This window comes from uncultured Devosia sp., assembly GCF_913055165.1.
Classification (GTDB): domain Bacteria; phylum Pseudomonadota; class Alphaproteobacteria; order Rhizobiales; family Devosiaceae; genus Devosia.
Genome location: NZ_CAJXJS010000001.1, coordinates 100,728 through 125,485, shown reverse-complemented (window position 1 = coordinate 125,485; position 24,758 = coordinate 100,728). Strand labels below are relative to the sequence as shown.

Annotated in this window: 24 protein-coding genes; 19 read left to right on the top strand and 5 right to left on the bottom strand. The window is 61.3% G+C overall.

All coding sequences use genetic code 11. The features are described 5' to 3' along the window. Positions 1-3: 3 nt before the first annotated feature. A complete protein-coding gene (locus QZ564_RS00585) occupies positions 4-663 on the bottom strand; it encodes an ABC transporter ATP-binding protein (RefSeq protein ID WP_297103211.1) in 660 nt (219 codons plus the stop codon). A gap of 374 nt (positions 664-1,037) precedes the next feature. Here QZ564_RS00585 and QZ564_RS00580 point away from each other — a divergent pair, with 374 nt between their 5' ends. After that, on the top strand, positions 1,038-1,475 hold the full coding sequence (locus tag QZ564_RS00580) for a VOC family protein (protein WP_297103482.1): 438 nt from the start codon (positions 1,038-1,040) through the stop codon (positions 1,473-1,475). A gap of 96 nt (positions 1,476-1,571) precedes the next feature. On the opposite strand, the gene choV is transcribed toward QZ564_RS00580, so the two are convergent. From choV to choX, 3 genes are read right to left on the bottom strand one after another with little or no spacing between them, the layout of a single operon-like run. Beyond that, entirely contained in the window at positions 1,572-2,621 is a 1,050-nt protein-coding gene (gene choV, locus QZ564_RS00575) for a choline ABC transporter ATP-binding protein (protein ID WP_297103207.1), read from the bottom strand. A gap of 3 nt (positions 2,622-2,624) precedes the next feature. Next, a complete protein-coding gene (gene choW / locus QZ564_RS00570; protein WP_297103204.1) occupies positions 2,625-3,458 on the bottom strand; it encodes a choline ABC transporter permease subunit in 834 nt (277 codons plus the stop codon). Between the two features lie 59 nt (positions 3,459-3,517). Then, positions 3,518-4,444: a choline ABC transporter substrate-binding protein gene (gene choX, locus QZ564_RS00565; protein WP_297103202.1), complete on the bottom strand. Its 927-nt coding sequence runs from the start codon at positions 4,442-4,444 to the stop codon at positions 3,518-3,520. A 115-nt stretch (positions 4,445-4,559) separates the two neighbouring features. Between choX and betI the strand changes: the two genes are divergently transcribed. The 9 genes from betI (at position 4,560) to QZ564_RS00520 (ending at position 15,269) form a co-directional block, all read left to right on the top strand. Beyond that, entirely contained in the window at positions 4,560-5,150 is a 591-nt protein-coding gene (gene betI, locus QZ564_RS00560; protein WP_297103199.1) for a transcriptional regulator BetI, read from the top strand. Continuing rightward, on the top strand, positions 5,143-6,660 hold the full coding sequence (gene betC, locus QZ564_RS00555) for a choline-sulfatase (RefSeq protein ID WP_297103196.1): 1,518 nt from the start codon (positions 5,143-5,145) through the stop codon (positions 6,658-6,660). Before betI ends, betC begins: the two co-directional genes overlap by 8 nt. Then, positions 6,660-8,120 (top strand): betaine-aldehyde dehydrogenase, encoded by a 1,461-nt coding sequence (gene betB / locus QZ564_RS00550; protein ID WP_297103193.1) that lies wholly within the window; start codon positions 6,660-6,662, stop codon positions 8,118-8,120. The genes betC and betB overlap by 1 nt, the downstream gene beginning before the upstream one ends. Before the next feature lie 12 nt (positions 8,121-8,132). Beyond that, a complete protein-coding gene (gene betA / locus QZ564_RS00545) occupies positions 8,133-9,794 on the top strand; it encodes a choline dehydrogenase (protein ID WP_297103190.1) in 1,662 nt (553 codons plus the stop codon). 168 nt (positions 9,795-9,962) lie between these two features. Further along, entirely contained in the window at positions 9,963-10,862 is a 900-nt protein-coding gene (locus QZ564_RS00540; protein WP_297103187.1) for a LysR family transcriptional regulator, read from the top strand. A gap of 107 nt (positions 10,863-10,969) precedes the next feature. Further along, positions 10,970-12,544: a bifunctional 3-(3-hydroxy-phenyl)propionate/3-hydroxycinnamic acid hydroxylase gene (locus tag QZ564_RS00535; protein WP_297103184.1), complete on the top strand. Its 1,575-nt coding sequence runs from the start codon at positions 10,970-10,972 to the stop codon at positions 12,542-12,544. After that, a complete protein-coding gene (locus QZ564_RS00530; RefSeq protein ID WP_297103181.1) occupies positions 12,531-13,355 on the top strand; it encodes a fumarylacetoacetate hydrolase family protein in 825 nt (274 codons plus the stop codon). Before QZ564_RS00535 ends, QZ564_RS00530 begins: the two co-directional genes overlap by 14 nt. A 1-nt stretch (position 13,356) precedes the next feature. Next, a complete protein-coding gene (locus QZ564_RS00525) occupies positions 13,357-14,256 on the top strand; it encodes a VOC family protein (RefSeq protein WP_297103178.1) in 900 nt (299 codons plus the stop codon). A gap of 14 nt (positions 14,257-14,270) precedes the next feature. Then, a complete protein-coding gene (locus QZ564_RS00520; protein ID WP_297103176.1) occupies positions 14,271-15,269 on the top strand; it encodes a quercetin 2,3-dioxygenase family protein in 999 nt (332 codons plus the stop codon). A gap of 81 nt (positions 15,270-15,350) precedes the next feature. On the opposite strand, the gene QZ564_RS00515 is transcribed toward QZ564_RS00520, so the two are convergent. After that, the gene (locus tag QZ564_RS00515; protein WP_297103174.1) at positions 15,351-16,259 is read right to left on the bottom strand and encodes a LysR substrate-binding domain-containing protein; all 909 of its coding nucleotides are present in this window, start codon (positions 16,257-16,259) and stop codon (positions 15,351-15,353) included. A 151-nt stretch (positions 16,260-16,410) separates the two neighbouring features. Here QZ564_RS00515 and QZ564_RS00510 point away from each other — a divergent pair, with 151 nt between their 5' ends. The 9 genes from QZ564_RS00510 to QZ564_RS00470 all read left to right on the top strand — a co-directional run bounded on the left by QZ564_RS00510 (position 16,411) and on the right by QZ564_RS00470 (position 24,665). Next, entirely contained in the window at positions 16,411-17,169 is a 759-nt protein-coding gene (locus tag QZ564_RS00510; protein WP_297103171.1) for an ABC transporter permease, read from the top strand. A gap of 5 nt (positions 17,170-17,174) precedes the next feature. After that, positions 17,175-18,014, top strand: a complete 840-nt coding sequence (locus tag QZ564_RS00505) for an ABC transporter permease (RefSeq protein WP_297103168.1) — start codon at positions 17,175-17,177, stop codon at positions 18,012-18,014. Next, complete coding sequence (locus QZ564_RS00500; protein ID WP_297103165.1) at positions 18,001-18,783, top strand: ABC transporter ATP-binding protein; 783 nt, start codon at positions 18,001-18,003, stop codon at positions 18,781-18,783. The genes QZ564_RS00505 and QZ564_RS00500 overlap by 14 nt, the downstream gene beginning before the upstream one ends. A 29-nt stretch (positions 18,784-18,812) precedes the next feature. After that, complete coding sequence (locus QZ564_RS00495) at positions 18,813-19,766, top strand: ABC transporter substrate-binding protein (protein WP_363311264.1); 954 nt, start codon at positions 18,813-18,815, stop codon at positions 19,764-19,766. A gap of 52 nt (positions 19,767-19,818) precedes the next feature. Next, positions 19,819-20,733, top strand: coding sequence for an MBL fold metallo-hydrolase (locus QZ564_RS00490; protein ID WP_297103162.1), 915 nt, complete (start codon positions 19,819-19,821; stop codon positions 20,731-20,733). Between the two features lie 29 nt (positions 20,734-20,762). Then, positions 20,763-21,572, top strand: coding sequence for an alpha/beta hydrolase (locus QZ564_RS00485; RefSeq protein ID WP_297103155.1), 810 nt, complete (start codon positions 20,763-20,765; stop codon positions 21,570-21,572). Between the two features lie 225 nt (positions 21,573-21,797). Next, positions 21,798-22,607 (top strand): MBL fold metallo-hydrolase, encoded by an 810-nt coding sequence (locus QZ564_RS00480; RefSeq protein ID WP_297103476.1) that lies wholly within the window; start codon positions 21,798-21,800, stop codon positions 22,605-22,607. Between the two features lie 207 nt (positions 22,608-22,814). Beyond that, positions 22,815-23,282 (top strand): DUF3237 domain-containing protein, encoded by a 468-nt coding sequence (locus QZ564_RS00475; protein WP_297103151.1) that lies wholly within the window; start codon positions 22,815-22,817, stop codon positions 23,280-23,282. An 84-nt stretch (positions 23,283-23,366) separates the two neighbouring features. After that, the gene (locus tag QZ564_RS00470) at positions 23,367-24,665 is read left to right on the top strand and encodes a flavin-dependent oxidoreductase (protein ID WP_297103149.1); all 1,299 of its coding nucleotides are present in this window, start codon (positions 23,367-23,369) and stop codon (positions 24,663-24,665) included. Positions 24,666-24,758: the final 93 nt, after the last annotated feature.

Sequence of the window (24,758 nt, the reverse complement as noted above, 5' to 3'; positions counted from 1 at the left end):
GCATCACCAGCTTATCGCGGAAGCGGGGAGACGTGTCTGGTTCGTCTCGACCGAAACAATCCGCCCATTGGCGAAATTGACGACGCGGTGGGCGATCTCGCGGATGGCCACATTATGGGTGATGACCAGCGTGGTCGTGTCGAACTCGGCGTTCACCCGAAGCAGCGCCTCAAGGACCACCACGCCGGTTTTGGAATCCAGTGCGCCTGTGGGTTCGTCGCACAACAACAAGTCGGGCCGCTTGGCGATAGCGCGGGCGATGGCAACCCGCTGCTGCTCGCCTCCGGAAAGTTGCGCCGGAAAATGGTCCATCCTGTCCGACAGGCCAACCAGTTCGAGCGCTTCCTCGGGTCGCATGGGCCTGCGCGAAATCTCGGTGACCAGCTTCACGTTCTCGCGGGCCGTCAGGCTGGGGACCAGATTGTAGAACTGGAAGACAAAGCCGACATGGTCGCGGCGGTAGCGCGTCAACGCCGCTTCGCTGGCCTTTGCCAACTGGTGGTCCTGGAACCAGGCTTCGCCCGAGGTCGGCGTATCGAGACCACCAATAAGGTTGAGGAAGGTCGACTTTCCCGAACCGGAGGGCCCAAGGATCACATCGAACTCACCCGCCGACGCAGCGAAATCCACCGCGTCCAGCGCCAACACCTCGACTTCGCCCATCCTGTAGATCTTGGTGAGTTTGCTGGTGCACACAAGCGGCAGTGATGTGGCGGCAGGGACCGCCCCCTCTTCCCCCAAGCTTGCGGCTGCTATCGGTTCGCCATGCATCATGCGGCCATTTTGCTCTGCATTGCGAGCATGACATTGACCATAGTCAATCAAGGGCAATACGGCGGCCGGCGGCTGACTAGGCCCGTGCGCCGATCATTGCCGATCAAGGTCTGCCGAGGCAAAGCGCAGGCTTCCGGTTGGTGACGACAGTCAAGGCGCGGCGCTGGCGCCATGGCCCCGCACATCCGACCGCATGGCGGCCATTGATGTACTAACTGGTGTGTCCGATAACGGACACGGATCAAGCGTGCATGGTGTTGAATATGAGCATAGGCGTAAGCGGACTGAACCACATCACATTAGCTGTGGCTGACGTCGAGCGTTCGCTTGCATTCTACCGTGACGTCCTCGGCTGCGCCGTCCGCGCGGTATGGTCGGAGGGTGCATATTTGGAAGCCGGATCGCTGTGGCTATGCTTGTCTCACGACGAGCATGTGCGGTCGTCGCCTCACCCGGATTACACCCACATCGCGCTTAGCGTTGCTGAAGAATTCTACGATGAACTGAGCTCCCGGGTGTCCGCCGCCAGTACCATATGGAAAGACAATCGGAGCGAAGGTGCCTCGACCTACTTCCTTGACCCGGACGGGCATAAGCTCGAGTTGCATGTCGGTTCACTGCAATCCCGACTGGCCCACTATCGAGAACACCCGGGCAAGGGCGTAGTGATCTTCGAGGACGAACCGACCAAAGGCCAGTAGGTCGTCGATCGGCAGGAAGCCCTGGATCATATTGAAATTTGCGCTCACGGCCGTATCGGGCTCTCCCGCCCGCATTGGCATTGCCGTTCCACGCCGCTAGAGGACACCCGCATCCGGTCGGGCGGGCTTGGCACGCAGGGCTGCGACGACGTCCTGGCTGACAATGCTGCCGAGCAGCTGACCGTCCGGCCCCCGAACGCAGACCGAAGGCGCTCCGCCGGCCAGAAGTTCGATCACGCCGGCAAGTGGGCTCTCGGCCGGCACCACATGCTCCCCCTTGCCGATGGCGGGCGACATCACATCCATCGCCCGCAACACACTGAGCGGGTTCATATGCGCCACGAAATCCTCGACATATTCGTCGGCCGGATTGGCGATGATTTCCTGTGGCGTACCGCATTGAACGATGCGTCCGCCCTCCATCAGCGCGATGCGGTTGCCCAGCTTGAAGGCTTCGTCCAAATCATGGCTCACGAAGATGATCGTGCGCTTGAGCTTGGACTGAAGGTCCAGCAGCTCATCCTGCAGGCGTGCCCGGATCAGCGGGTCGAGCGCCGAAAACGGCTCGTCCATCAAAAGGATCGGCGCCTCAGTGGCAAAGGCGCGGGCAAGGCCCACGCGCTGCTGCATGCCGCCGGAGAGCTGACCCACATTGCGGTCGGCCCAATCGGTCAGACCCACCAGATCGAGCTGCGCGCGCACCTTGGCCTCGCGTTCGCGGCGCGACATGCCGGCCAGCTCCAGGCCCAGTCCGACATTGTCGAGCACTGAGCGCCAGGGCAGCAGGGCGAATTGCTGGAACACCATGGCCACCGACTTGCGCCGCAGGCGCAACAGTTCCTCCTGGCTGCAGGCCGCCGGATTGACCGATTTGCCCTGGTCGATGACCTGCACGGACCCGCGCACCACCGGATTGAGCCCGTTGACCGCGCGCAACAGGGTCGACTTGCCGGAGCCTGACAGACCCATCAGCACCAGGATTTCCCCGGATTTTACGCGTAGCGAGCAATCATGGACGCCCAGGATCTGCTTGGTTTCCTGCTGAATCTCCTGGCGCGACTTGCCCTGGTCCATCAACGGCAAGGCCAATTCAGGATTGGCACCGAAGACGATATTGACCTTGTCGAATATGACCGCGTCTTCCATGTCCTACTCCGAGCGAATGCGCAGCATGCGGTCGAGCACGATGGCCACGACGACGATGATCAGGCCGCTTTCAAAGCCCAGCGCTGTATTGACCGAGTTGAGCGCCCGCACCACCGGCACGCCAAGGCCGTCGGCGCCAACCAGGGCTGCGACCACAACCATGGACAGCGACAGCATGATAGTCTGGTTCAACCCGGCCATGATCTGGGGCATCGAATAGGGCAGCTCCACCTTCCACAGCTTCTGGCGCGCCGTGCCGCCAAAGGCCCCCACGGCCTCAAGCAGCGCCGGCGGTGTCGAGGAAATACCCAGATGCGTCATGCGGATGGGCGCAGGGAGCACAAAAATCATTGTCGCGATCAAGCCCGGAACCATGCCGATGCCGAAAAACACGATGGCCGGGATCAAATAGACGAAGGTCGGCAGCGTCTGCATCAGGTCCAGCACAGGCTGCAGGATCCGGTAGAGCCTGGGACGGTGGGCAGCGGCAATGCCGATCGGCACGCCGATGGCCATGCAGGCAACGCAGGCCGAAATCACCAGGGTCAGGCTTTCCGTGGTCTGTTCCCAATAACCCTGGTTGAGGATGAACAGCATGCCGCCCAGCGTCAGCAGACAGGTGGTCCAGCTGCGTTGCAGCCACCAGGTGATGGCAACGAAGATGGCGACGATCACAAGCGGATGCGGCGTCTGCAACAGCCACAGCAGACCGTCGATCAGAGCCTCGGCGGCATCCGACATGGCGTCGAACACCCCGCGAAAATTGTCGCGCAGCAGGACGAAGAAATCGCTTGCCCAGCGCCCAACCGGAATTTTGTGATCGGTCAGCCAATCCACTCTGCATGTCCCCCGGAAAACAGAACAGCCCGGTCGTTACCGACCGGGCTGCATGGTTCTTAGCTGTCCAGCAGTGCCTGAACTGCGGCGGCGCCGTCGCCGCCATCGATCGTGGTCACCCCTTCGACCCAGCCCAACGCCGTTTCGGGATTGGCCTTGAGCCATTCCAGGGTAGCGTCGGCCGGATCGGCGCCGTCATTGAGGATTTTGCCCATGATCTCGTTCTCCATCGGCAGCGAGAATTTGAGATTGCTCAGCAAGGCGCCGACATTGGGGCATTCGGCGGCGTAGCCCTGACGGGTCACAGTGTCCACGACGCCCTCGCCGCCGAAGAATTCCTCGCCGCCCGGCAGGTATTTGAGCGGGAACTTGGCGTTCATGGGGTGCGGCTCCCAACCCAGGAACACCACGTCCTTGCCGTCACCAACGGCGCGGTCCACCGCGGCGAGCATGCCCTGCTCGGAGCTTTCCACGACCTTGAAGCTGCCAAGCCCGTGGGTATCGGCCTCGACCAGGCTGATCAGATAGCCATTGCCTTCATTGCCGGGCTCGATGCCGTAGATGGTGTGGTCGAGCTCGTCGGCGAACTCGGCGATCTTGGAATAGTCGGTCAGGCCCTTGTCATAGGTATAGGCGGGCACTGCCAGGGTATATTTGGTGCCTTCCAGGTTGGTCGTGACGCGTTCGACTTCACCGCTGTCCAGATAGGGTCCGATGGCGGCCTGCTGGGCCGGCAGCCAGGTGCCCAGGAACACGTCGACGTCATCGCTTTCAAGCGAGGCGTAGGTCACCGGAACCGACAGGACCTTGACGTTCACGTCATAGCCCAGCGCCTCAAGAATGTGCTTGGCGGTGGCGGTCGTCGTCGTGATGTCGGTCCAGCCGACATCGGAGAAGGTGACGGTGTCGCATTCGGCTGCAAAAGCGGTGCCCGCCAGCAGCGACAGCGCGAGGGCGCTGGTCAGAGTGAGGGTGGTCTTTCTCATATTCTGTCGTCTCCTGAGTGCGGGTGTTTGCGGCAAATTCTTTTTCTTGATTGACGGCTCAATCAAAAACGAGACAATCGTAATTGTAAACTCGAAAAGTGTGCAGGCGCAAAGAATGCCAAAAATTGGTGCAGCGACAGTGCGACGGCAGGCGATGGTCGAGGCCGCCATCATCGAGATCGGCGAGGCGGGCAGCCTGGACGTCACCGTCAGCCAGATCGCGCGCCGGGCGGGCATGTCCCCGGCCCTGGCGCATCATTACTTCGGTAGCAAGGACCAGATGTTCCTCGCCGCCATGCGCCATATCCTCAAGCTCTACGGGGATAGCGTCCGACGCCGCATGGCCGAGGCGACAACGCCACTGGGCCGTATCCACGCCATCATCGAGGCCAGTTTTGCTCCTGACCAGTTCGATCGGGAGGTGGTGGCGGCCTGGCTCACATTCTATGTGCGCGCGCTGCAATCAGAGGAGACCAGGCGGCTGCTGCAGCTCTATGCGCGGCGGTTGCACTCAAACCTGGTCTTCAGCCTGCGTGAGCTTGTGGGAGCCGGTTCGGCCCAGGCGATCGCCCAGGGGCTGGCCGCCATGATCGACGGCTTTTACATCCGCCATGCCTTGCAGGATTTCGCCCCGGGCAAGGATGAGGTGCGGGCCATGGTGATCGACTATCTCGAACTCTGCCTTGCGAGGAACGCCCGTGTCTGATCATCCCAACATCTTGATCTTTATGGCCGACCAGCTCAATGGGACCTTGTTTCCCGATGGGCCGGCCGAGTGGCTGCATGCTCCCAATCTGAAGGCGCTGGCGGCGCGCTCGGCGCGCTTTGCCAATGCCTATACCGGCTCGCCGCTCTGCGCGCCGGGCCGGGCCAGCTTCATGTCGGGGCAGTTGCCGCGCCGCACGCGGGTCTATGACAATGCGGCCGAATTCGCCTCCGACATCCCCACCTATGCCCATCATCTGCGGTCTGCCGGCTATGCCACGACCCTTTCGGGCAAGATGCATTTTGTCGGGCCGGACCAGCTGCACGGCTTCGAGGAACGGCTCACCACCGATATCTATCCCGCCGATTTCGGCTGGACGCCGGATTATCGCAAAGCCGGCGAGCGGATCGACTGGTGGTACCACAATCTGGGGTCGGTCAAGGGCGCCGGTGTCGCCGAGATCACCAACCAGCTCGAATATGACGACGAGGTCGCCTTCAATGCGGTGCGCAAGATCTACGATCTGGGCCGCCGCGCCGAGCAGCGGCCCTGGATGCTGACGGTGAGCTTTACCCACCCGCACGATCCCTATGTCGCCCGGCGAAAATACTGGGACCTTTATGAGGATTGCGCGCACCTCTCGCCCGCCACGGCACCCATTGCCTATGAGGAGCAGGACACCCATTCGCAACGCCTGATGGATGCCTGCGATTTCCGCTCCCTCGACATCACCGACGAGGATGTCCGCCGGTCGCGCCGAGCCTATTTCGCCAATATTTCCTATGTTGACGACAAGATCGGTGAGGTGCTCGAGGCCTTGCAGGGCACGCGGCAGGCGGAAAATACGATCGTGGTTTTTGCCTCTGACCATGGCGACATGCTCGGAGAGCGCGGCCTGTGGTTCAAGATGAGCTTTCTTGAAGGCTCCGCGCGCGTTCCGCTGATGATTGCCGCGCCGGGCCTGCCCGCCGGCCGGATCGATGCGCCGGTCAGCACCATGGACCTGACGCCAACCCTTTGTGATCTTGCCGGAATTTCCCTCAATGAGATCGCGCCATGGACCGATGGCGAGTCCCTGGTGCCACTGGCCAACGGTGCCGACCGCACCAGCCCGGTGCGAATGGAATATGCTGCCGAGGGCTCGGTGGCGCCCATGGTGTGCCTCCGCGAGGGGCAGTGGAAATATGTCGAATGCGCCGTTGATCGGGCACAGCTTTTTGATATCGCCAATGATCCCAATGAGTTGACCAACCTGATCGACGATGGGGCATACGCGGACGTGCGAGCGCGGTTTGCCGCAATGGCAGCCCAACACTGGGACCTCGCGGCCTATGACGCCGAGGTCCGGGCGAGCCAGGCGCGGCGGCATGTCGTCTATCCGGCGCTACGCAACGGCGCCTATTTCCCGTGGGATTTCCAGCCCTTGCAGAAGGCCTCGGAGCGCTACATGCGCAATCACATGGACCTCAATGTGCTCGAAGAGAGCAAGCGTTTCCCGAGGGGTGAATGATGCGCGACGTACAGCCACCGGCCAGCCATTTCATCGATGGGCGCTATGTCGAAGACAATGCAGGGCAATCGATCGCGTGCATCTATCCGGCCAGTGGTGAAGTCGTCGCCCGGTTGCATTCAGCGACGCCTCGAATTATCGAACAGGCTCTCGCCTCGGCGGCGCGCGCGCAGAAGGAATGGAGCGCCCTCAAGCCGGTCGTGCGCGGCAGGGTGCTGCGCAAGGCCGCCGACATCATCCGCGCGCGCAATCAGGACCTTTCCGAGATCGAGACGCTCGATACCGGCAAGCCCATCCAGGAGACGCTGGTGGCCGACGCAGCCTCGGGCGCCGACGCACTGGAATATTTTGGTGGCCTCGCCGCGACCATGACCGGCGAGACCGTCCCGCTCGGCAGCGACTTCGTCTATACGATCCGCGAACCGCTGGGTGTGTGCGTCGGCATCGGCGCCTGGAACTACCCCACCCAGATTGCCTGCTGGAAGGCAGCGCCCGCTCTGGCGGCGGGCAATGCCATGATCTTCAAGCCTTCGGAGGTCACCCCGCTGGGCGCGCTGAAGCTGGCGGAAATCCTTGTCGAGGCCGGCGCGCCTCCGGGCCTGTTCAATGTGGTGCAGGGCTATGGCGATGTCGGCGCGGCGCTGATCGGTGATCCACGCGTTGCCAAGGTGTCGCTGACTGGATCGGTGGGCACGGGCAGGAAGGTCTATGCCGCCGCAGCCTCGGGCATGCGCCACGTAACCATGGAACTGGGCGGCAAGAGCCCGCTGATCATCTTCGACGATGCCGACATCGACAGCGCCGTCAGCGCCGCGATCAATGCCAATTTCTATTCGAGCGGGCAGATCTGCTCCAACGGCACGCGCGTCTTTGTGCATGACGCGGTCCGCCCCACCTTTCTCGAACGCCTCGTGTCCCGAACCGCCAAGGCCGTGATCGGCGACCCGCTGGACGAGGCGACGCAGGTCGGCCCGCTGGTGTCGGAGGCGCAGCGCAGCAAGGTGCTGGGCTATATCGAGACCGGCAAGGCCGAGGGAGCAAAACTGTTGATCGGCGGCCGCGTGCCGCCGAACCGGAATGAGGGCTTCTATGTCGAGCCCACTGTCTTTGCCGATGTGACCGACGACATGACCATTGCCCGCGAAGAAATCTTCGGGCCGGTCATGTCGGTGCTCGGCTTCAGTGACGAGGCCGACGCGATCGCCCGCGCCAATGCGACCGATTTCGGCCTCGCAGCGGGTGTCTTCACCGCCGACCTGACCCGAGCCCATCGGGTGATTGGCCAACTTCAGGCGGGCACGTGCTGGATCAACACCTATAATCTGACGCCGGTCGAGGCCCCCTTTGGCGGCGTCAAGCAATCCGGTGTCGGGCGCGAGAATTCCCGCGCCGCGCTCGATCACTACAGCCAGATCAAATCGGTCTATGTCGCCACCGGGCCCGTCGAGGCTGCATTCTAGGATTTCCGCGTCATGGAAGCTGATTTCATCATCATCGGCTCAGGTTCGGCCGGCGGCGCCATGGCGGCCCGTCTCAGCGAAGACGGCCAGCATTCGGTCATCGTGCTCGAATATGGCGGCACCGATATCGGACCGCTGATCCAGATGCCGGCGGCGCTGAGCTATCCGATGAATATGCCGCGCTATGACTGGGGTTTTCGCACCGAGCCCGAGCCGCATCTGGGCGGCCGGATCCTGGGCGTACCACGCGGCAAGGTCATCGGCGGCTCTTCCTCGATCAACGGCATGGTCTATGTGCGCGGCCATGCCGGCGACTATGACTATTGGGCCGAAAGCGGCGCGGCCGGCTGGGGCTATGCCGATGTCGTGCCCTATTTCAAGCGCATGGAAAACTGGCATCCCGGCCCGCATGGCGGCGATCCCGGCCGCCGCGGCCATGCCGGCCCCCTCCATGTGACGCGCGGCAAGCGCGACAATCCCCTGTTCAGCGCCTTTGTCGAGGCCGGCAGGCAGGCCGGGTTCGAGCTTACCGACGACTATAACGGGGAAAAGCAGGAGGGCTTCGGGCCAATGGAGCAGACGGTCTGGAAAGGCCGCCGCTGGTCCGTCGCCAATGCCTATCTCAAGCCCGCATTGAAGCGTCCCAATCTCGACCTGGTCAAATGCCTTGCCCGCAGGATCGTGATCGAAAATGGCCGCGCCGTCGGCGTCGAGATCGAGCGGGGCGGGAAGATCGAGGTGGTCAAGGCCCGGCGCGAGGTGATCGTTGCGGCCTCATCCATCAACTCGCCGAAGCTCCTGATGCTTTCGGGCATCGGCCCGGCCGCACAACTGGCCGAGCACGGTATCCCGGTTGTGGCCGATCGGCCGGGTGTTGGGGCCAATCTGCAGGACCATATGGAGCTCTATATCCAGCAGGCCTCCATCCAGCCCATCACGCTCTACAAATACTGGAACCTCTTCGGCAAAGGGCTGATCGGCGCACAATGGCTGTTCTTCAAGACCGGCCTGGGCGCCTCCAACCAGTTCGAGAGCGCCGCCTTCATCCGCTCAAAAGCTGGGGTCAAATATCCTGATATCCAGTTCCACTTCATCCCCATCGCCGTGCGCTATGACGGGCAGGCTGCCGCCGAGGGGCATAGCTTCCAGGCCCATGTGGGCCCCATGCGTTCGGCCTCGCGCGGGGCGGTGACACTGCGTTCGGCCGACCCCAAAACACCGCCGCGCATCCAGTTCAACTACATGTCCGACCCGCAGGACTGGGCCGATTTCCGCCACTGCATCCGCATAACCCGCGAGATTTTCGGGCAGAAGGCCTTCGACCCCTATCGTGGCAAGGAAATCCTGCCCGGAGATGCCTACCAGACCGACGACGAGCTGGATGACCACATTCGCCGCCACGCCGAAAGCGCCTATCACCCCTGCGGCACCTGCAGGATGGGCCGGGCCGACGACCCCATGGCGGTGGTCGATCCCGAACTGCGCGTCATCGGCGTCGAGGGTCTGCGCGTGGCAGACAGCTCCATCTTCCCGCGCATCACCAATGGCAATCTCAATGCCCCCTCGATCATGGTTGGCGAGAAGGGTGCTGATCATATCCTGGGCAAAGGCATGCTGCCGGCCGACAATGACGTGCCCTGGATCAATCCCAGGTGGGAGACATCGGACCGGTAGACAAACCGCGCACGCCCCAGAGGACGCAATCGGGATCGAGCCGGCCAAGACGGCCTTCCTCGGTAGGGGTGCCTTGGGGCGCCCGATGAATCGCACCGCCTGACGGGCTTGAGAGAAGCAATGGATTTCGCCTATTCCATAACCCCTGCCTATGGAACGGAGAGGAACATGGCCCTCGATCCCAGATTGCTCAGAATCCTTTTGGCGGTCTCGCGCGAGCGTTCGCTTTCCGCCGCCGCTGTGCGCCTCAACATGACGCAGCCCTCGGTCTCCATTGCCATTGCACAATTGGAGGATCGGGTCGGCCGGCAGGTCGTCCTGAGAGATCGCAAGGGCGCCGTCCTCACGTCGACAGGCGAGACTTTGGCCCGGCATGCCCGTGCCATTGAAAACGTCTTGCTTCGTGCCGATCAGGACCTTCGTCACCAGCAGGATAATGTCGACGGACCCTTGGTGATCGGTGGGACGACGGGCGCACTCCTGGCTATTGTGCCCAGGGTGATGGCGTTGCTGCAGGCCGAAGGCCGACCTTTGGATATTGCCCTGCATGACGCGACCGATCAGGACCTGTCCGAACTGCTGCACAGTCATGCTGTGGACTTGGTCTTGTCGTCTGCACCCGCGCAGGCCGGGCCCCACGACGTCGAACAGATACTGCTTTTGCGCGAGCCATTCCTGCTCGTTGCCGGCCCCAAGGCCTCTTTGCCATATCAAGGACTGACCGTCCGGCAGGCGGCCCAGCATCCCTGGGTGCTGCCACTGGCGCAGGGCGCCACGCGCAGCCAGGTCGAGGCCATGTTCCTGAGCGCCGACACCCCGCTTCCGGTCAATGTCGTGCGATGCGACCTGCTGGCGACCATGAAGGAACTTGTACGTCACTCCGCAGCGCTCGCCCTGCTCCCCGCCTCGGTCGTGCAGGCCGACATTGAGGCCGGCTTGCTGTCAACGGCACCGCTGGTCGGCGGTCCACCTCCCCGCCGGCTGGTGGCTCAAAGGCTGCGGAACGTCGAATTGTCGCCAGTTGCCGACCGTTTCCTGCGCTATGCCCAGACCTTGCAGGAACTCTGATCCATAGCTTCCAGCTATGGTGATTAGAAATACTATTATTTCTCTCTAGAGCCTGCTCCGCCGATACTCTGCGCAAAGACGCACCAGAAGGTGCACGCGGAGGTGTTATGGAGCCCCAGTGGGATGTCGCAATTGTCGGAGCCGGACCGGTTGGCGCCTATCTGGCGAACCGTCTCGGGTTCCTGGGTCTACGCACTCTGATCATCGATCGGGAGACGGCACCCTATGCCCTGCCGCGGGCTGTCCATATTGACCACGAAATGGTGCGTCTTTTGGCCGACATCGACCTGGATGGGCAGATGCTGCCTCGGATGCGCGCTGGAGATGGGCACATTCACATCGGCGCCGATCATGGCGTGATACGCTATTTGTCGGTTGCAGGCAGTCCGCGTCCCTACCACTATGCAAATGATTATTTCTTCTATCAGCCTGAGCTCGAAACTGTCCTCCGCGAGGGGCTGAGGCGGTTCGACCACGTCGAGTTGCGGCTTGGTCGCAATTTGGTCGGTTTGGCGCAAGATGACGCTGGTGCCACGCTCACCTTCGCCGATGGCGGCAGGGTTAGCGCCTCATGGGTGATCGGTTGCGACGGTGCCCGCTCGACCGTCCGCAAGCTTGCCGGCATCTGTCTTGACGATCTTCAGTTCGACGAGCCTTGGCTCGTGGTCGACGCCGAGGTTGACGGGCCTATTTCTTACCCACCCCTGACTGGCGTGCCCAGCAACGCCAAACTGCAAAATCTGTCCTTGATGATGTGCGATCCCGCGCGCCCAACCACTGTTGTCCCTGGGCGAGGCAATCACCGCCGCTGGGAATTCATGCTGCTACCGGGGGAGGACGACGTCGCGATGGCCGCGCCGGACCAGGTCGCCAAAATGGTGGCTCCCTGGGTGCAGGGCGTGCCCCATCGGATCATTCGCGCCGCGACATACCGGTTCCATGGGCTCGTGGCAGAGCGTTGGCGTGTCGGGAGGGTGTTCCTGGCAGGCGACAGTGCGCATCAAACCCCGCCCTTCTTCGGTCAGGGCATGTGTCATGGTCTGCGCGATGCCGCCAATCTCGCCTGGAAACTGGCGCTTGTCAGTGAGGCCAAGACGGGGCCGGCATTGCTCGACACCTATCAGCCCGAGCGGGAAGCCCAGGTTCGCCATGTAATAGCGGCGGCCATCAATGCTGGCCGGTATATCTGCGAGCTTGACCCGGACAGAGCCGCTGAACGGGATGTCCGCATCCGTGCGGAACGCGGCATGCGGTCGGCCTCCGAACTCATCGCTCCGATTGCTTCTGCCATCGTTTTTGCAGGTGGCGGCGAGCGATTTATCAATCCGGAGCTGGACAATGGCAAGGCTCTTGATGCGACTACCGGGCGGGGTTGGGTGCTACTCGAAGCGTCCCCAAACGACCTCGACGCCACGGCCCTGTCAGTTCTGGCTACGCTGGGGGCATCCCGCTTCTCAATTGCTGACTTCAAAGACCCGCTGGACCTGCTGTCCAGCTGGTTCGAGGAGCGGGGTGTGACGGCAGCACTGATCCGCCCGGACTTTTACGTCGCTCTGGTAGCGGCATCTTCATCCCAATTGGCCGAACGCCTGTCGGAAATGGCCCATGGCATGGGCCTGTATGGTCCGGCAGCGGGGCGTTCGACGCTCAGAAATACTGGAGCACCGCATGCGATTTGTTAGCTTTCACCATCAGGACAGGCGGAGCTGGGGGCGGTTGGTCGGCGATCGGGTCACCGATCTGAGTGCCTTCGCGCCGGACCTGAAGACAGCCATTGAGCAGGATCTTCTCGGTACTTCGCTCGAAGGGCCAAGCCTCAAGCGCCAGGATGTGCACCTTCTTCCCGTCATACCCAATCCGGGCAAGATCTTGTGTGTCGGTCACAATTATGAAGAACACCGGGTCGAGACCGGTCGCGACCGGACTGACCATCCATCAATTTTCGTTCGCTTTGCCGATACTTTGATCGGCGCCGATGATCCCATCGTGCGGCCCAAGGTCTCCAGCAGTCTTGATTATGAGGCCGAACTGGCCGTGGTGATTGGCAAGGGGGGGCGCCATATCCAGGCCGAGCATGCCATGGAGCATGTGGTTGGATATTCTTGCTTCAATGACGCGTCACTACGCGACTGGCAGTGGCATACCAGGCAGTTCACGCCGGGCAAGAATTTCCCCGCGACGGGCGCTTTCGGCCCGGCCCTGGTGACCCCGGACGAGGTTGGCAACCTCGAAGCGGTTCGGGTCGAATCCTATCTCAATGACCAGCGCATGCAGTCTGCAACGCTGGATCACATGCTGTTCTCTATCCCTGCTGTGATCGCCTATGTGTCCGCCTTCACCCCGCTCAACCCGGGCGATGTCATTGCCACTGGAACGCCAGGTGGCGTGGGCGCCAAGCGCAATCCGCCGGTGTGGATGAAGCCAGGTGACACGGTCGAGGTGCGCATCTCGGGCATTGGCAGCCTGGTCAGTCAAGTGATCCAGGAGGGATAAGATGAGTGGTTCGCCGCGCTTTCCCATCGCTGATCTGGCCAATGTGCATCTGATGGTGCCGGACCTGACCAAGGCTACGCAGTTCTATGTCGACGTTTGGGGGCTGGTCGAGGCGGCGCGCCTCCGGGGCGTGGTCTATTTGCGTGGCTCCGGACGTGACCCCTACCTTGTCGCGCTCCATGAAGGCGACCATGCGGCCGTCATCAGTGTCGGCCTCCGCGCTGATCAGCGCGCGGATCTCGCAGGCCTGCGAGATCGCGTCGAAGCCGCTGGCGCCAGGGTCGAACCCATCGGTCCCGTTACCGATTTCGGCGGTGGGCAGGGTTTTGCGTTTCGCGATCGAGGCAATAGGCGCTTTACCATTGTGCAAGGGGACGAGCTGCTCGCCCCTCTCGATGCAGCGCTGACACCGCGCCGGCTGGCCCATGTGAACATCAATACGGCCGATGTGGAAGCCGAGTTGGACTTCTACCAGCGCGGCCTGGGTTTTGAGATCACGGACCGCACCAATATCATGAGCTTTGTGCGGACCAATGACGATCACCACGTCGTCGTGCTGGCAACCGACACGATAGACACGCTCAACCACATTGCGTTTCTGCAGGATGATCTGGAATCGGTCATGCGCGCATCCGGGCGGATGGTCGATGCGGGCTATCCCGTGGCCTGGGGGCCGGGAAGGCATGGCCCGGGCGACAATGTATTCAACTACTTCATCGATCCGTTCGGCTTTGTCATCGAGCATACCGCCGAGATTCTCAAAGTCGATGACAGTTACAGGGTCGGCGGACCTGCCGATTGGGTCTGGCCCCCGGGGCGGACCGATCAATGGGGTGTTGGCCACATCAAGGGCGACGCCTGCAAAAAGGCCCAAAGGGCAATACCATTCATTCAGGCGTGATCTGGGAGGAATAGATGAACACTGCCGCAATTCGCACCGTGCCGCCGGGCACTTCGGATCCCTATGTTTTGAAGTCCGGGCAGGGGCGCTCGGTCGTGGTTGCCGGTCAGGTTGTGCGTATCCTGGCCGGTGTCGGAGAAACGGCAGCCGGCTACGGCGCGGTGGTGCTGGAATCCACAATCGACAAGCGACCGATCCCCCTCCACTACCACGAAAAGGAGCACGACACCTGGCTCTGTACGCGTGGCCGGTTGCAGATATGGGCCAATGACTCCTGCCGCGTCCTGACCGAAGGGGACTTCGCCTACGTGCAGCCGGGTGACGTGCATGCTTATCAATGCATGTCGCCGCGGACAGAATTTTTCGGCATCGTGGCGCCGGGCGGCTGGGAGGGCTTCTTCGACGATGCAGGCGAGCCCTGGACCTCGTCGGCGCTCCCCGAGCCGACCCATCCCTATGACTTCAGCCGGATGGGACCAGCAATGGGCAAGCATGGGGTGATGCGCGTCGAGAAGGAATATTGTGCACCTGCCAATGGCGACGCCACCGATCGCGTGCTGCCCGGTGGTCCGGCCTCCTATGTCCTGCAATCAGGCTATGGTGACCGTTTCGTGCTCAATGATCACCTGGCAACCACCCTTGTGAGCATGGCGATTACCAGGGACAGACTTGAGATGCGGACTATCGAGGCGGGCAAAGGTGCCTGCATGCCAGCTCTCAGGCATCGGCAGACCCACCTTTCGCTGTTCGTGGTCAATGGCACGCTTGAACTCACACTGGGCGACACCGTCCATGAACTGCGGGATGGTGACTTTGCCAATATTCCGGCAGGAACGGCCTACGGCACGAGAGTCACAAGCGGCCATGCCCGGTGGGTAATGAGCGCTGCCAATGGAGATGGCTTGTCCTATTGGTCGACGCTCGGCGAAAAAACGGAGAGCTTTGCCTTTACTTCTAGCGGGCAAAGCGCAAGCGCGCGGGACTTTGCAGGCAGCGATGTAGAAGCCGTGTAGTCGGCAAGCGCCGTGCCGTTCGGTGTCCCCAACCCTTGCCAGACAGGCCGGTCAGGCAAGGGTGGGCTGACAGGGCTGCAGCTACCGATCTGTTTGGATCGCCGAAGCGGCCTTGACGAATTTGTCGATCAACCAGGCCAGGCCGGCATCGCTTTCTCTGGCGCGATTGACCTGCGCGACCATGCGCAGATGGGGCACCTCGCCGCCCAGCTCACAAAACGCGAGCTTGAACCTCTTGCAGAACATCAACGCCTGGCTACGGGGAACGATGGCGATGCGATCAGAGCCCTCGAGCATGAAAGGCAATTGCGAAAACTGCTTCACCGTCAGGCTGGCCTGGTCGATCAGCCTTGCCGTCATCTGCGGGGCAAATCCGCCGCGCATCTTGCGCGGAACACCCATGAGAGCACCAATGATCCTGAAGCTGCGAAGCTCTTCTGGCGTCATGCCTGCCTGCACGGAATGGTTCTCCCGATCGCACAGGACAACGTAGCGATCAGAATATAGCTCAAAAGTCGGCTGGTCAGGCGGCGCAAACTCATAGGGCAGCACGTGCAGGTCCACCTCGCCCGTGTCCAAGACGCTCCATTGGTCTTCGACCAGGGGCACGATATCCAGCCTGATCTTTGGCGCTTCCGCAAATACCGCGTTGAGCGCGCCAGCGATAACAGTATCGGTTACGTGGTCGGACGTGCCGATAACGAAAGTGCGATCAGATGTGCCGGGTTCAAAGGGACGGGCTGCAGTCAGCAGAGCCCCGGCATCGGTGAGCAGTGCCTTTGTCGGCGCTGCCAGCCTCTCGGCGAGGGCGGTCGGAAGCATGCGGTTGCCCGACATCACGAACAGGTCGTCCTTGAAGTACTGGCGTAGACGCTGCAAGGCATTGCTGACCGCGGGCTGAGTGAGATTCAGCTGCCGCGATGTGTAGGTGACGCTTCGATTGTCCATCATGGCCTGGAAAATGACGAGCAGATTCAAATCTAGACCCATGAAACGCATTGGCTGCCATCCTCCGTACTGCCGCCTTGGTATTGATATTCGTGATACCGAGCGATTTCAAAAGAAAATTTGTTTATGCGGCCTAGCTGGGCCAGTGTCTAACGGCCGTTGAGGAGCGGCTTTACGCGGGAGGAGTTGAACTGTGACGCTTATCGTCAGGCGACTTGCCACATTTGCCATTTTTGGTCTGGTGTGGGCTCTCGCGGTGCATTTTGGCAATGTGTCGCCCAATATTCTCCCGCAAATCACGGACGTGGCCTTGGCCACGGTGGAGCTACTCGGACGCGACACCTTTTATATTGCCGTAGCGACTACGGTACGTGATGCAGCCATTGGTCTGGCAATAGCCAGTGTTCTGGGCGTTTCCGCAGGCGTTGCCATCGGAGCAATGCCGGCGCTCGAGCGCTCAACGCGCCTGCTCATCGACTTTGGCCGATCCTTTCCGCAAATCGCGCTCCTCCCCATTTTTCTACTCATCCTGGGTGCCAGCTCCCAGATGAAGGTCACCTTGATCGCGATAGGCTGCTTCTTCCCGATTTTGCTGCAGTCGATCTATGGCGCGCGCAAAATGAACAGCACGCTACAGGATACGGTCAGAGCCTTTCGCCTGCCTTGGCGTATGCGCTTCTTCCGTGTGCTGCTGCCGTCGGCAAGTCCGTTCATCCTGACCGGTTTCAGAATAGCGGTCGTGGTGTCCATTCTTGTCTCGGTGGCGGTGGAAATCACCAGCCCCGTGACGGGTATCGGCAGAGAACTGGCTGAGGCCAGGGACTTCTACGAAACCGACATCGCAATCGCCTACGCAATCTACGCTGGCATCCTTGGTGTTCTTGTCAACGCGGCAGTTGACCAGTTGGAGCGCCGTATCGTGCGCTGGCACCTGTCGGACAAGGAGGCGTGAGAACCATGGCCAGGCGAATTGGCAAGCATTGGTGGATTTACGAGATCGTACAATTCGCCACCTATTTCTGGCTCCCGGTCGTTCTGGTCGCCTTGTGGTGGTTCATTTCGTCGGACAGCCAGTCCTTCTTCATGCCGCCTTTGTCCGAGATCGTTCAGACCTTGCTGAATGACATAGGCAATGGCGAACTGCTGGAGGCCGCGGCATTCAGCATGCGCAATGTCGGCACCGGGCTTTCCGCTGCAATTGTGCTTGGCGTTAGCTTCGGGCTTCTTATTGGCTACAATTCGGTCTTGCGCTCTGCGGTCTGGCCATTGATCGCCTTTCTCCGTGCGATCCCCGGTGTTGCCATCATTCCGATCGTGCTGGTCGCCTTCGGGGTTGGTCCCGGGCCGCAGATCTTCGTGATCGCGCTCGGCTGCGTCTGGCCAATACTGCTCAACACAATCGATGGCGTCCGTGGAATTCAAAGCTCCATAACGGACACTGCCCGCGCGTACAGATTGCCCAGAGCACTGTTCATCCGCCAGGTACTGCTTCCGGCAGCTACGCCGCAGATCATGGCAGGCATCCGGATTTCGCTCGCCGTCAGCTTGACGATCATGGTCGTGAGCGAATTCAGCGCCGGAAACCAAGGGCTGGGCGTCTACATCTCGTCGGGCGTGCAGAGCTTTGCCCCCTCTCAAGTCTGGGCAGGCACAGTGTTCATCGGCTTGATCGGCTATTTGACGAATGTTGCCTTCGTCCTGATCGAGCGCAGGATTCTCGCTTGGTACTTCGAAATTCCGCGTCGGACCGCGACAAAGATCACCTCAATCGCCGGAGCAGAAAATGAACGCGCATAGCACTGTGAACGCGGCACCACCCATGGTTGTTGATGGTGTCAGCAAGTCATATGGGTCTATCGAGGTATTGCGAGGCCTGACCTTGCGTGTCGACCCAGGTGAGATCCTCTGCATCGTTGGACCTTCTGGCGTTGGCAAAACGACTTTGTTGCGCTGCCTGTCGGGGCTGATGCCGCCGACCTCGGGTGAAGTCCGCGTCGCCGACCAGGTCGTAACCGAGCCCCTGCAGGAAATCGGGTTGGTTTTCCAAGACTACCGTGGGTCCCTCATGCCCTGGATGACCACGCTCGAAAATGTCTTGCTGCCGTTGCGGGGCAAAAGGATGAATTTGTCCGATGCGCGGGAACGCTCCTTGTCCTGCCTGGCCAATGTGGGCCTGGCTGGTCATGAGGAAAAGTATCCTTGGGAGCTATCGGGAGGCATGCAGCAGCGTGTCGCGATAGCCCGGGCCTTGGCTTATGACGCTCACATTCTGCTGATGGACGAGCCATTCGGCTCGTTGGATGCGCAGACCCGATTTGACCTGGAAGATCTTGTTCTCGATCTGCGGCGCCGTCTGGGCATCAGTGTCATCGTCGTAACCCACGATATCGATGAGGCGGTCTACTTGGCCGACAGGGTCGTCGTCCTGTCGGGCAAGCCAGCGACGGTGATCGATACCGTGGCGGTGGATTTGGGTCCGGTGCGTGATCAGGTCGCCTCAAAGGGCCTGGCCGAGTTCAGCCGCCTTCGCGGGCGGATACTGAACGAGATCCGGCGCAAAAAGTAGGTTGGAATTTTCAAAAAGGGAGAGAGAAAATGAACATTGGAAAGTCATTTAGGACCGCAATACTTGCCTCAGCGCTATCCGCTGCAGCGATGTGCGCCCCTGTATCGGCCCAGGAGAGTGAGCCGTTAACGATCGCCTATGCGCCTGTTGGTTCTTTTGAGCCGTTTTTTCTCGCCCAGAGAATGGGATGGTTTGAAGAGGCCGGCCTCACCGTGGAACTGGTGGAAGGGTCATCGCCGGATCAGAACATTGCCAGGCTGCTCTCGGGCGAAGTCGATATCGTTGGTACCGGTTCGACGCCGGTCGTTGCTGCCATTGCCGCCGGTGTGCCGATAAAGATCATTTTCGGGAACCAAACACTCGAGCAGGTGCCCACGACGGGTCTCATCACGCGGGCCGACGCGCCGTATCAGTCGATCGGCGACCTTGCTGGTCAGACCGTCGGCGTACAGGGCCTTCAGGGAACCGGCGCTTTCATGATCAAGCGGGCGCTGCGTGCGGCCGGTCTGCCGACTGATGCGGTCAACATTTCGCATATGCCTCCCGAGACCCATATTGAAAACCTCAAGAACGGCAATGTCGAAGCTGCCGTGCCATTTGCGCTGTTCTTCGAACAGGCCAAGAACGATCCAGAGTTGCGCTTGATTGCCGACCCCTACCAGTACGTGGAGGGCATGCCGGGCATCGTCTACGCGTCGAGCGATGCAGCGCTGGCTGAACGCGGTGATGATGTTGCCGCCCTCATCGAAGTTCTCGATCGTGCCTATGCCTATGCGGCAGAGAACACCGATGAAGTGCGAGAGCTAGACAAAGAGCTCACCCGCTTTCCTGAAGATTATCTGGACACGCGGAGCCTGCCGACACCTGGTGTGCTGATCGACCAGGGTCAGCTCGAAGCCCTTGCCAACGACATGGTCGAGTTCGGCTTCATTGATCAGGCGCCGACCTACGAACAGATTATGTGGGAACGCGCCCCACGCTGACAAAAAACGTTGGGCGGCACAGCCGCCCAACCTTCCAAAAAAGGGCGGTCTAATGAGTGAACTGAATTCTGGATCAATGGTCGTGACCCTGCTGGGCACTGGGACCCCGCAGCCTGATATCGAGCGCTTCGGCTCGGCAACTTTGGTGCAGGCGGGTGGCCTCAACCTGCTCTTTGACGCAGGGCGCGGTGCATCATTGCGGCTGACGCAAGTGGGGGTTCCCCTGGGGGCCATTGATGCGGTGTTTCTCACACACTTCCATTCGGACCATACCGCTGGCCTGGCGGACGTCTATTCCTCCGGATACATCCCCGGCCCATTCGGCAAACGCACGAAGGCCTTGCCGGTATATGGGCCGGAAGGGGTCGAGGAACTGACCGATGGCCTGATGATGGCTTTCCGCGGAGATCTTCGCGAGCGGGCAATCAAGGCAATTTCAGAAGAATCTACTCGGCTCGTTCCCAATCAAGTACGCGAAGGGATTGTGTTTGAGGCCAAGGGCGTCACCGTTACGGCTTTCGGAACATATCATCACGATTTTGCGCGGACCTTTGGCTATCGGATCGATTATGCCGGGCGATCGGTCGTTCTATCAGGCGATACAGCAGCGGATCCTCGTGTCGCAGACGCGGCCATGGGCTGCGATGTACTCGTCCATGAGGTGGCGGCTATCGACGCCTCGATGGCGGACAATGACTTCTTCAACAATGTGGTCATGAAGGGGCATACGAGCCCTGAGGAGGCAGCGGCAATTTTCCAGAAAGCCCGCCCCAAGCTCTCAGTGTTCACACATATCGTGCAACTTCCTGGAGGGAACATCGGCCCCTCCGTGGAGAGCATACTGGCCAGGGCCCGGGACCATTTCGACGGAGACTTGATCGCAGGCACGGATTTGATGGTTCTCCACCTCACCCAAGATGGGGTCCATGTCCAGCCGCATGCTCAGGTCGTTGAAGCGATTGCCTGAGACGCGTTGACAATTGTCGGAGAGACGACATGGGCTACGAAACAATTCGTCTGGGCAACAAGGACGATAATGCGCTCCTGGCGAATTTGCACCTGCCAAGTGGTGACGGGCCTTGGCCCATCGTGATCGGTGTTTCGGGGGGCGGATGGGTTCGCGGACATCGCAATGCCCTCTCTGCGTGGGGCGAATGGTTCGCCCGGCACGATATCGCCTTTGCCAGTGTTGATTACCGCAGGGCCCAGGGGCAAGCCGTTTTTCCTGACAATGTCGAGGACGTTGCCATCGGGCTTCGATACTTCAGCGCGCACGGCGGAGAGCACGGGATCGATACAGCGCGTATGGCGGTTCTTGGCGTATCGGCCGGCGCCCACTTGAGTGCCCTGGCCATATTGTCCGACGATTTTGCTGCGCCTCCGGTCACTGCCTTTATTGGTGTCTATGGCGTCTACGATCTGATGGCTCACTGGCAGGCAGATGTCTGGCGCAACGCGGCGCCAAGGCAGGACAAGACCGAGGCCATGATGGGGTGCACCCCTTTCGATGATCCGCTGTTGTTCCACAGTGCGTCGCCCCTGCGGCAGATCACCTACAGCAAGAGCCTGCCGGTGCTCCTGATCTGGGGCGGTTCCGATCGGGAAGTGCTGCCGGAGGAACAGTCGGAAGAATTCTCGCGTGCGCTTGTCCAGGCTCGTTTCCCTGTTCGAACCGTGGAGCTGCGCGATGCAGGGCACCTCTGGTTCTCTGAAGCCGGGCCAGAAGTCGATGGCAGCCATTCAGCGCGCGTGGCGCCAGATATTTTGAGTTTCGTTCGGCGTCAGTTCGAGCCTGTGAGCGGGTGAGGAACCCCGTCTCGCAGCCTGATCCCGGGCAAGCTGCATTCTCGCACGTGGGATACTGAGTTCGAGGTAGGGCCAAACCTGGGGCATGCGCCCTTGGGAGCCCACTTCTTGGCAATCAAATCAAAGGCAGGACAACACATGTTACCCCCTTCCTCATTCACGACCCTGGGCACAGGTGGCGGACCCGGTCTCAATCCGGTTCGGGCGCAGCCCGCTCATCTGTTGATGGCAGGCGACACGCCTGTTCTCATCGATTGCGGAGAGGGGGCCATGACGCAGCTGCGGCGTGTAGGGGTTGAATTCAGGAACGTCGACCACATCGTACTGACGCACCATCACTTTGATCACATCGGCAGTCTTTTTGCCTGTATTGGCCTGAACATGATGGTGCATCGCCGGAAGCCGCTCAATATTTACGGCCCCCCAGGCACGCGGCGGATCTTGGACGGCTTGTTTGCTGCCTGTAGCGTGCCGCAGGAGGTTGGCTTCGGAGCGACGGACAGGCAGCTGCCAAGGCCGGAGGACTTCGTGTCTGTTCACGAACTAACGCCCGGAGATGAAACATCTTTGCCGGGTCTGGTGATGACCAGTTGCGAAAATACGCACTACCGGCCTGAACATGACCTTGGAAAACCAGGACCACTCTCGCTCGCCTTGCGCTTTGACCTTGATGATCGCTCGGTGGTCTTCACGGGCGACACTGGCACATGTCAGGCCGTCGAAGCATTGGCGAAGGATGTCGACCTGCTTGTTGGAGAGATGGTTGACGCCGAATTGGTCCTGGCCCGGGTGCGGAAAATGAACCCCGAGGCCACTGATGATCATGTGGACCGCATTGCCCAGCACATGTTTCAGCATCATTTGACTGCTGAGCAACTCGGCGAAATGGCCGCAAGTGCCGGCGCCAGGAAGCTTGTGGCCGTTCATTTCACCCCAGGCTCGGTTCTTCCGGAAAACGCCCACGAATATCTCGCACGTGTGAAGAGCCGCTACGACGGCGAGGTTCACCTGGCAGCGGACCTGCAGACCTACTAGATGGTGCGGCATCCCGGCCGCCGATCCAGCATCAAATGTGTTCTTCACCAGCGGGCAGCCATATTTGCGCTGCCCGCGCGCGCAGTTTCTGGACCGCCTGCGGCCAGCTGCCAACTGGGCAGACCTCCGCGCCCCCCGCTTGGCTTTGCGGTGCTGGCGTGACAAGTCTTGGTCCAGCAAATGCCATCTGGACCAAGGACAAGTCGCGTGCCCCTGTTACCCACCCCGACACTCACCCATTTCTGTACGCTGGAGGTGGCACTGTCCAAGCCGATGGTCATCGGCGATGTGCACGCTGCCAGCAAACGCGTCATTCCCATCCGCGGCGGCACGGTTTCGGGGCCGAATATTTCCGGCACCATTCTCGACTTCGGCGCCGACTGGCAGCGCGCATTCGACGGCGGGGTGGCCGAGCTGGACGCCCGCTACGCCTTCGAGACCGATGATGGTGCCCTGATCGAGATCGAGAATTTCGGCTTTCGTCATGGTCCGCCGGAGGTCATCGCCCAGCTGGCTGCCGGCGAGGCGGTCGCGCCCGAGAGCTATTACATGCGCACGGCGGCGCGCCTGAGCACCGGGCATCCCAAATATGCGTGGATCAACCGGACCATGTTCGTGGGTACCGGCGCGCGGCTCGAGCGGGCCGTGCAGATCGAGCTTTATGCCGTCGGCTGAGCCCGCGGTATTGGACAAGCCCGGATTGATTGACTAAACCACCCGGCAATTGGCCCGGACGGGGCGGCTTGAGGGGGATTTCGGATGGCGCAGGGTCATGTGCTGATTGCGGGCGGCGGTATCGGCGGGCTGGCCCTGGCGCTGACACTGCATCAGATTGGCGTCCCGTTCACGGTCTTTGAATCGGTCCGGCAATTGGCGCCACTCGGCGTCGGCATCAATATCCAGCCCAATGCGGTGCGCGAGCTGTTCGATCTGGGCCTGGGCGCTGAAGACCTGGACAAGGTCGGCGTGCCCTCGCGCGAATGGGCTCTGGTCGGGCGCAATGGCGCTGACATCTATTCCGAGCCGCGCGGGCTGCTGGCGGGCTATAACTGGCCGCAATATTCGGTGCATCGCGGGCAGCTGCACATGCTGCTCTATCACACGCTTCTGGCCCGCGCCGGTGCGGACAGCATCCAGCTGGGCCAGGAGGTCACCGGCTATCGGCGCAATGCCGATGGCACGGTCGATGCCCATATTCGCGATGCGAACGGGCAAACGCGGACCGTGTCCGGAGGCCTGCTGATCGGTGCCGACGGCATTCACTCCCAGGTGCGCGCCACCATGCATCCCGATCAGCCGCCCATCCATTGGGGTGGCGCGGTGATGTGGCGCGGCACGACGCTGGCCAAACCCATCCGCACCGGCTCGTCTTTTGTGGGCCTGGGCAGCCATCGCCACCGCATCGTCTTCTACCCCATTTCCCCGGTCGATCCGGAGACCGGGCTGGCAGTCACCAACTGGATCGCCGAACTGACCCTGGACAATTCCGAGGGCTGGAAGAGCGCGGGCTGGTTCCGCCGCGTCGAAATTGCCGAGTTCGCGCATCATTTCGCCGACTGGCGCTATGACTGGCTCGACGTTCCCGACCTCTTGGCCCGGGCCGACATTGCCTATGAAAATCCGATGATCGATCGCGATCCGGTCCAGACCTGGCAGGATGGCCCGGTGGCGCTGATGGGCGATGCCGCCCACGCCATGTATCCCACCGGCTCGAACGGAGCCAGCCAGGCCATCATCGATGCCCGCACCCTGGGGGCCATGATGCTTGCCCATGGTGTCAATGCCGATGCCCTGGCCGCCTATGACCAGAAGCTGTGCGGACCGGTGTCCGAGCTGATCCTGCGCAATCGGGGGGCCGGGCCCTTTGGCCTGCTCAACATGGTGGATGAGCGCTGCGGCGGCATCTTTGACGATATCGACGCAATTATCCCCGAGGCCGAGCGCACCGCCTTCATGGCACGCTACAAGGCGGCCGCGGGCTTTGCCATCGAACAGCTCAATACCGCGCCGCCGACAATCCCGGCCGGCGCCCGCATCCGCGAAACCGTTCCCGCCTGATTTCCGGCCGCCTGGCCGACGTCTGCCTTTCCCCCTGCAAAGCCCCGGCCGCCGGGCGGTTTTCGCACGTCAAATGAAAGCTGTTGACTCACC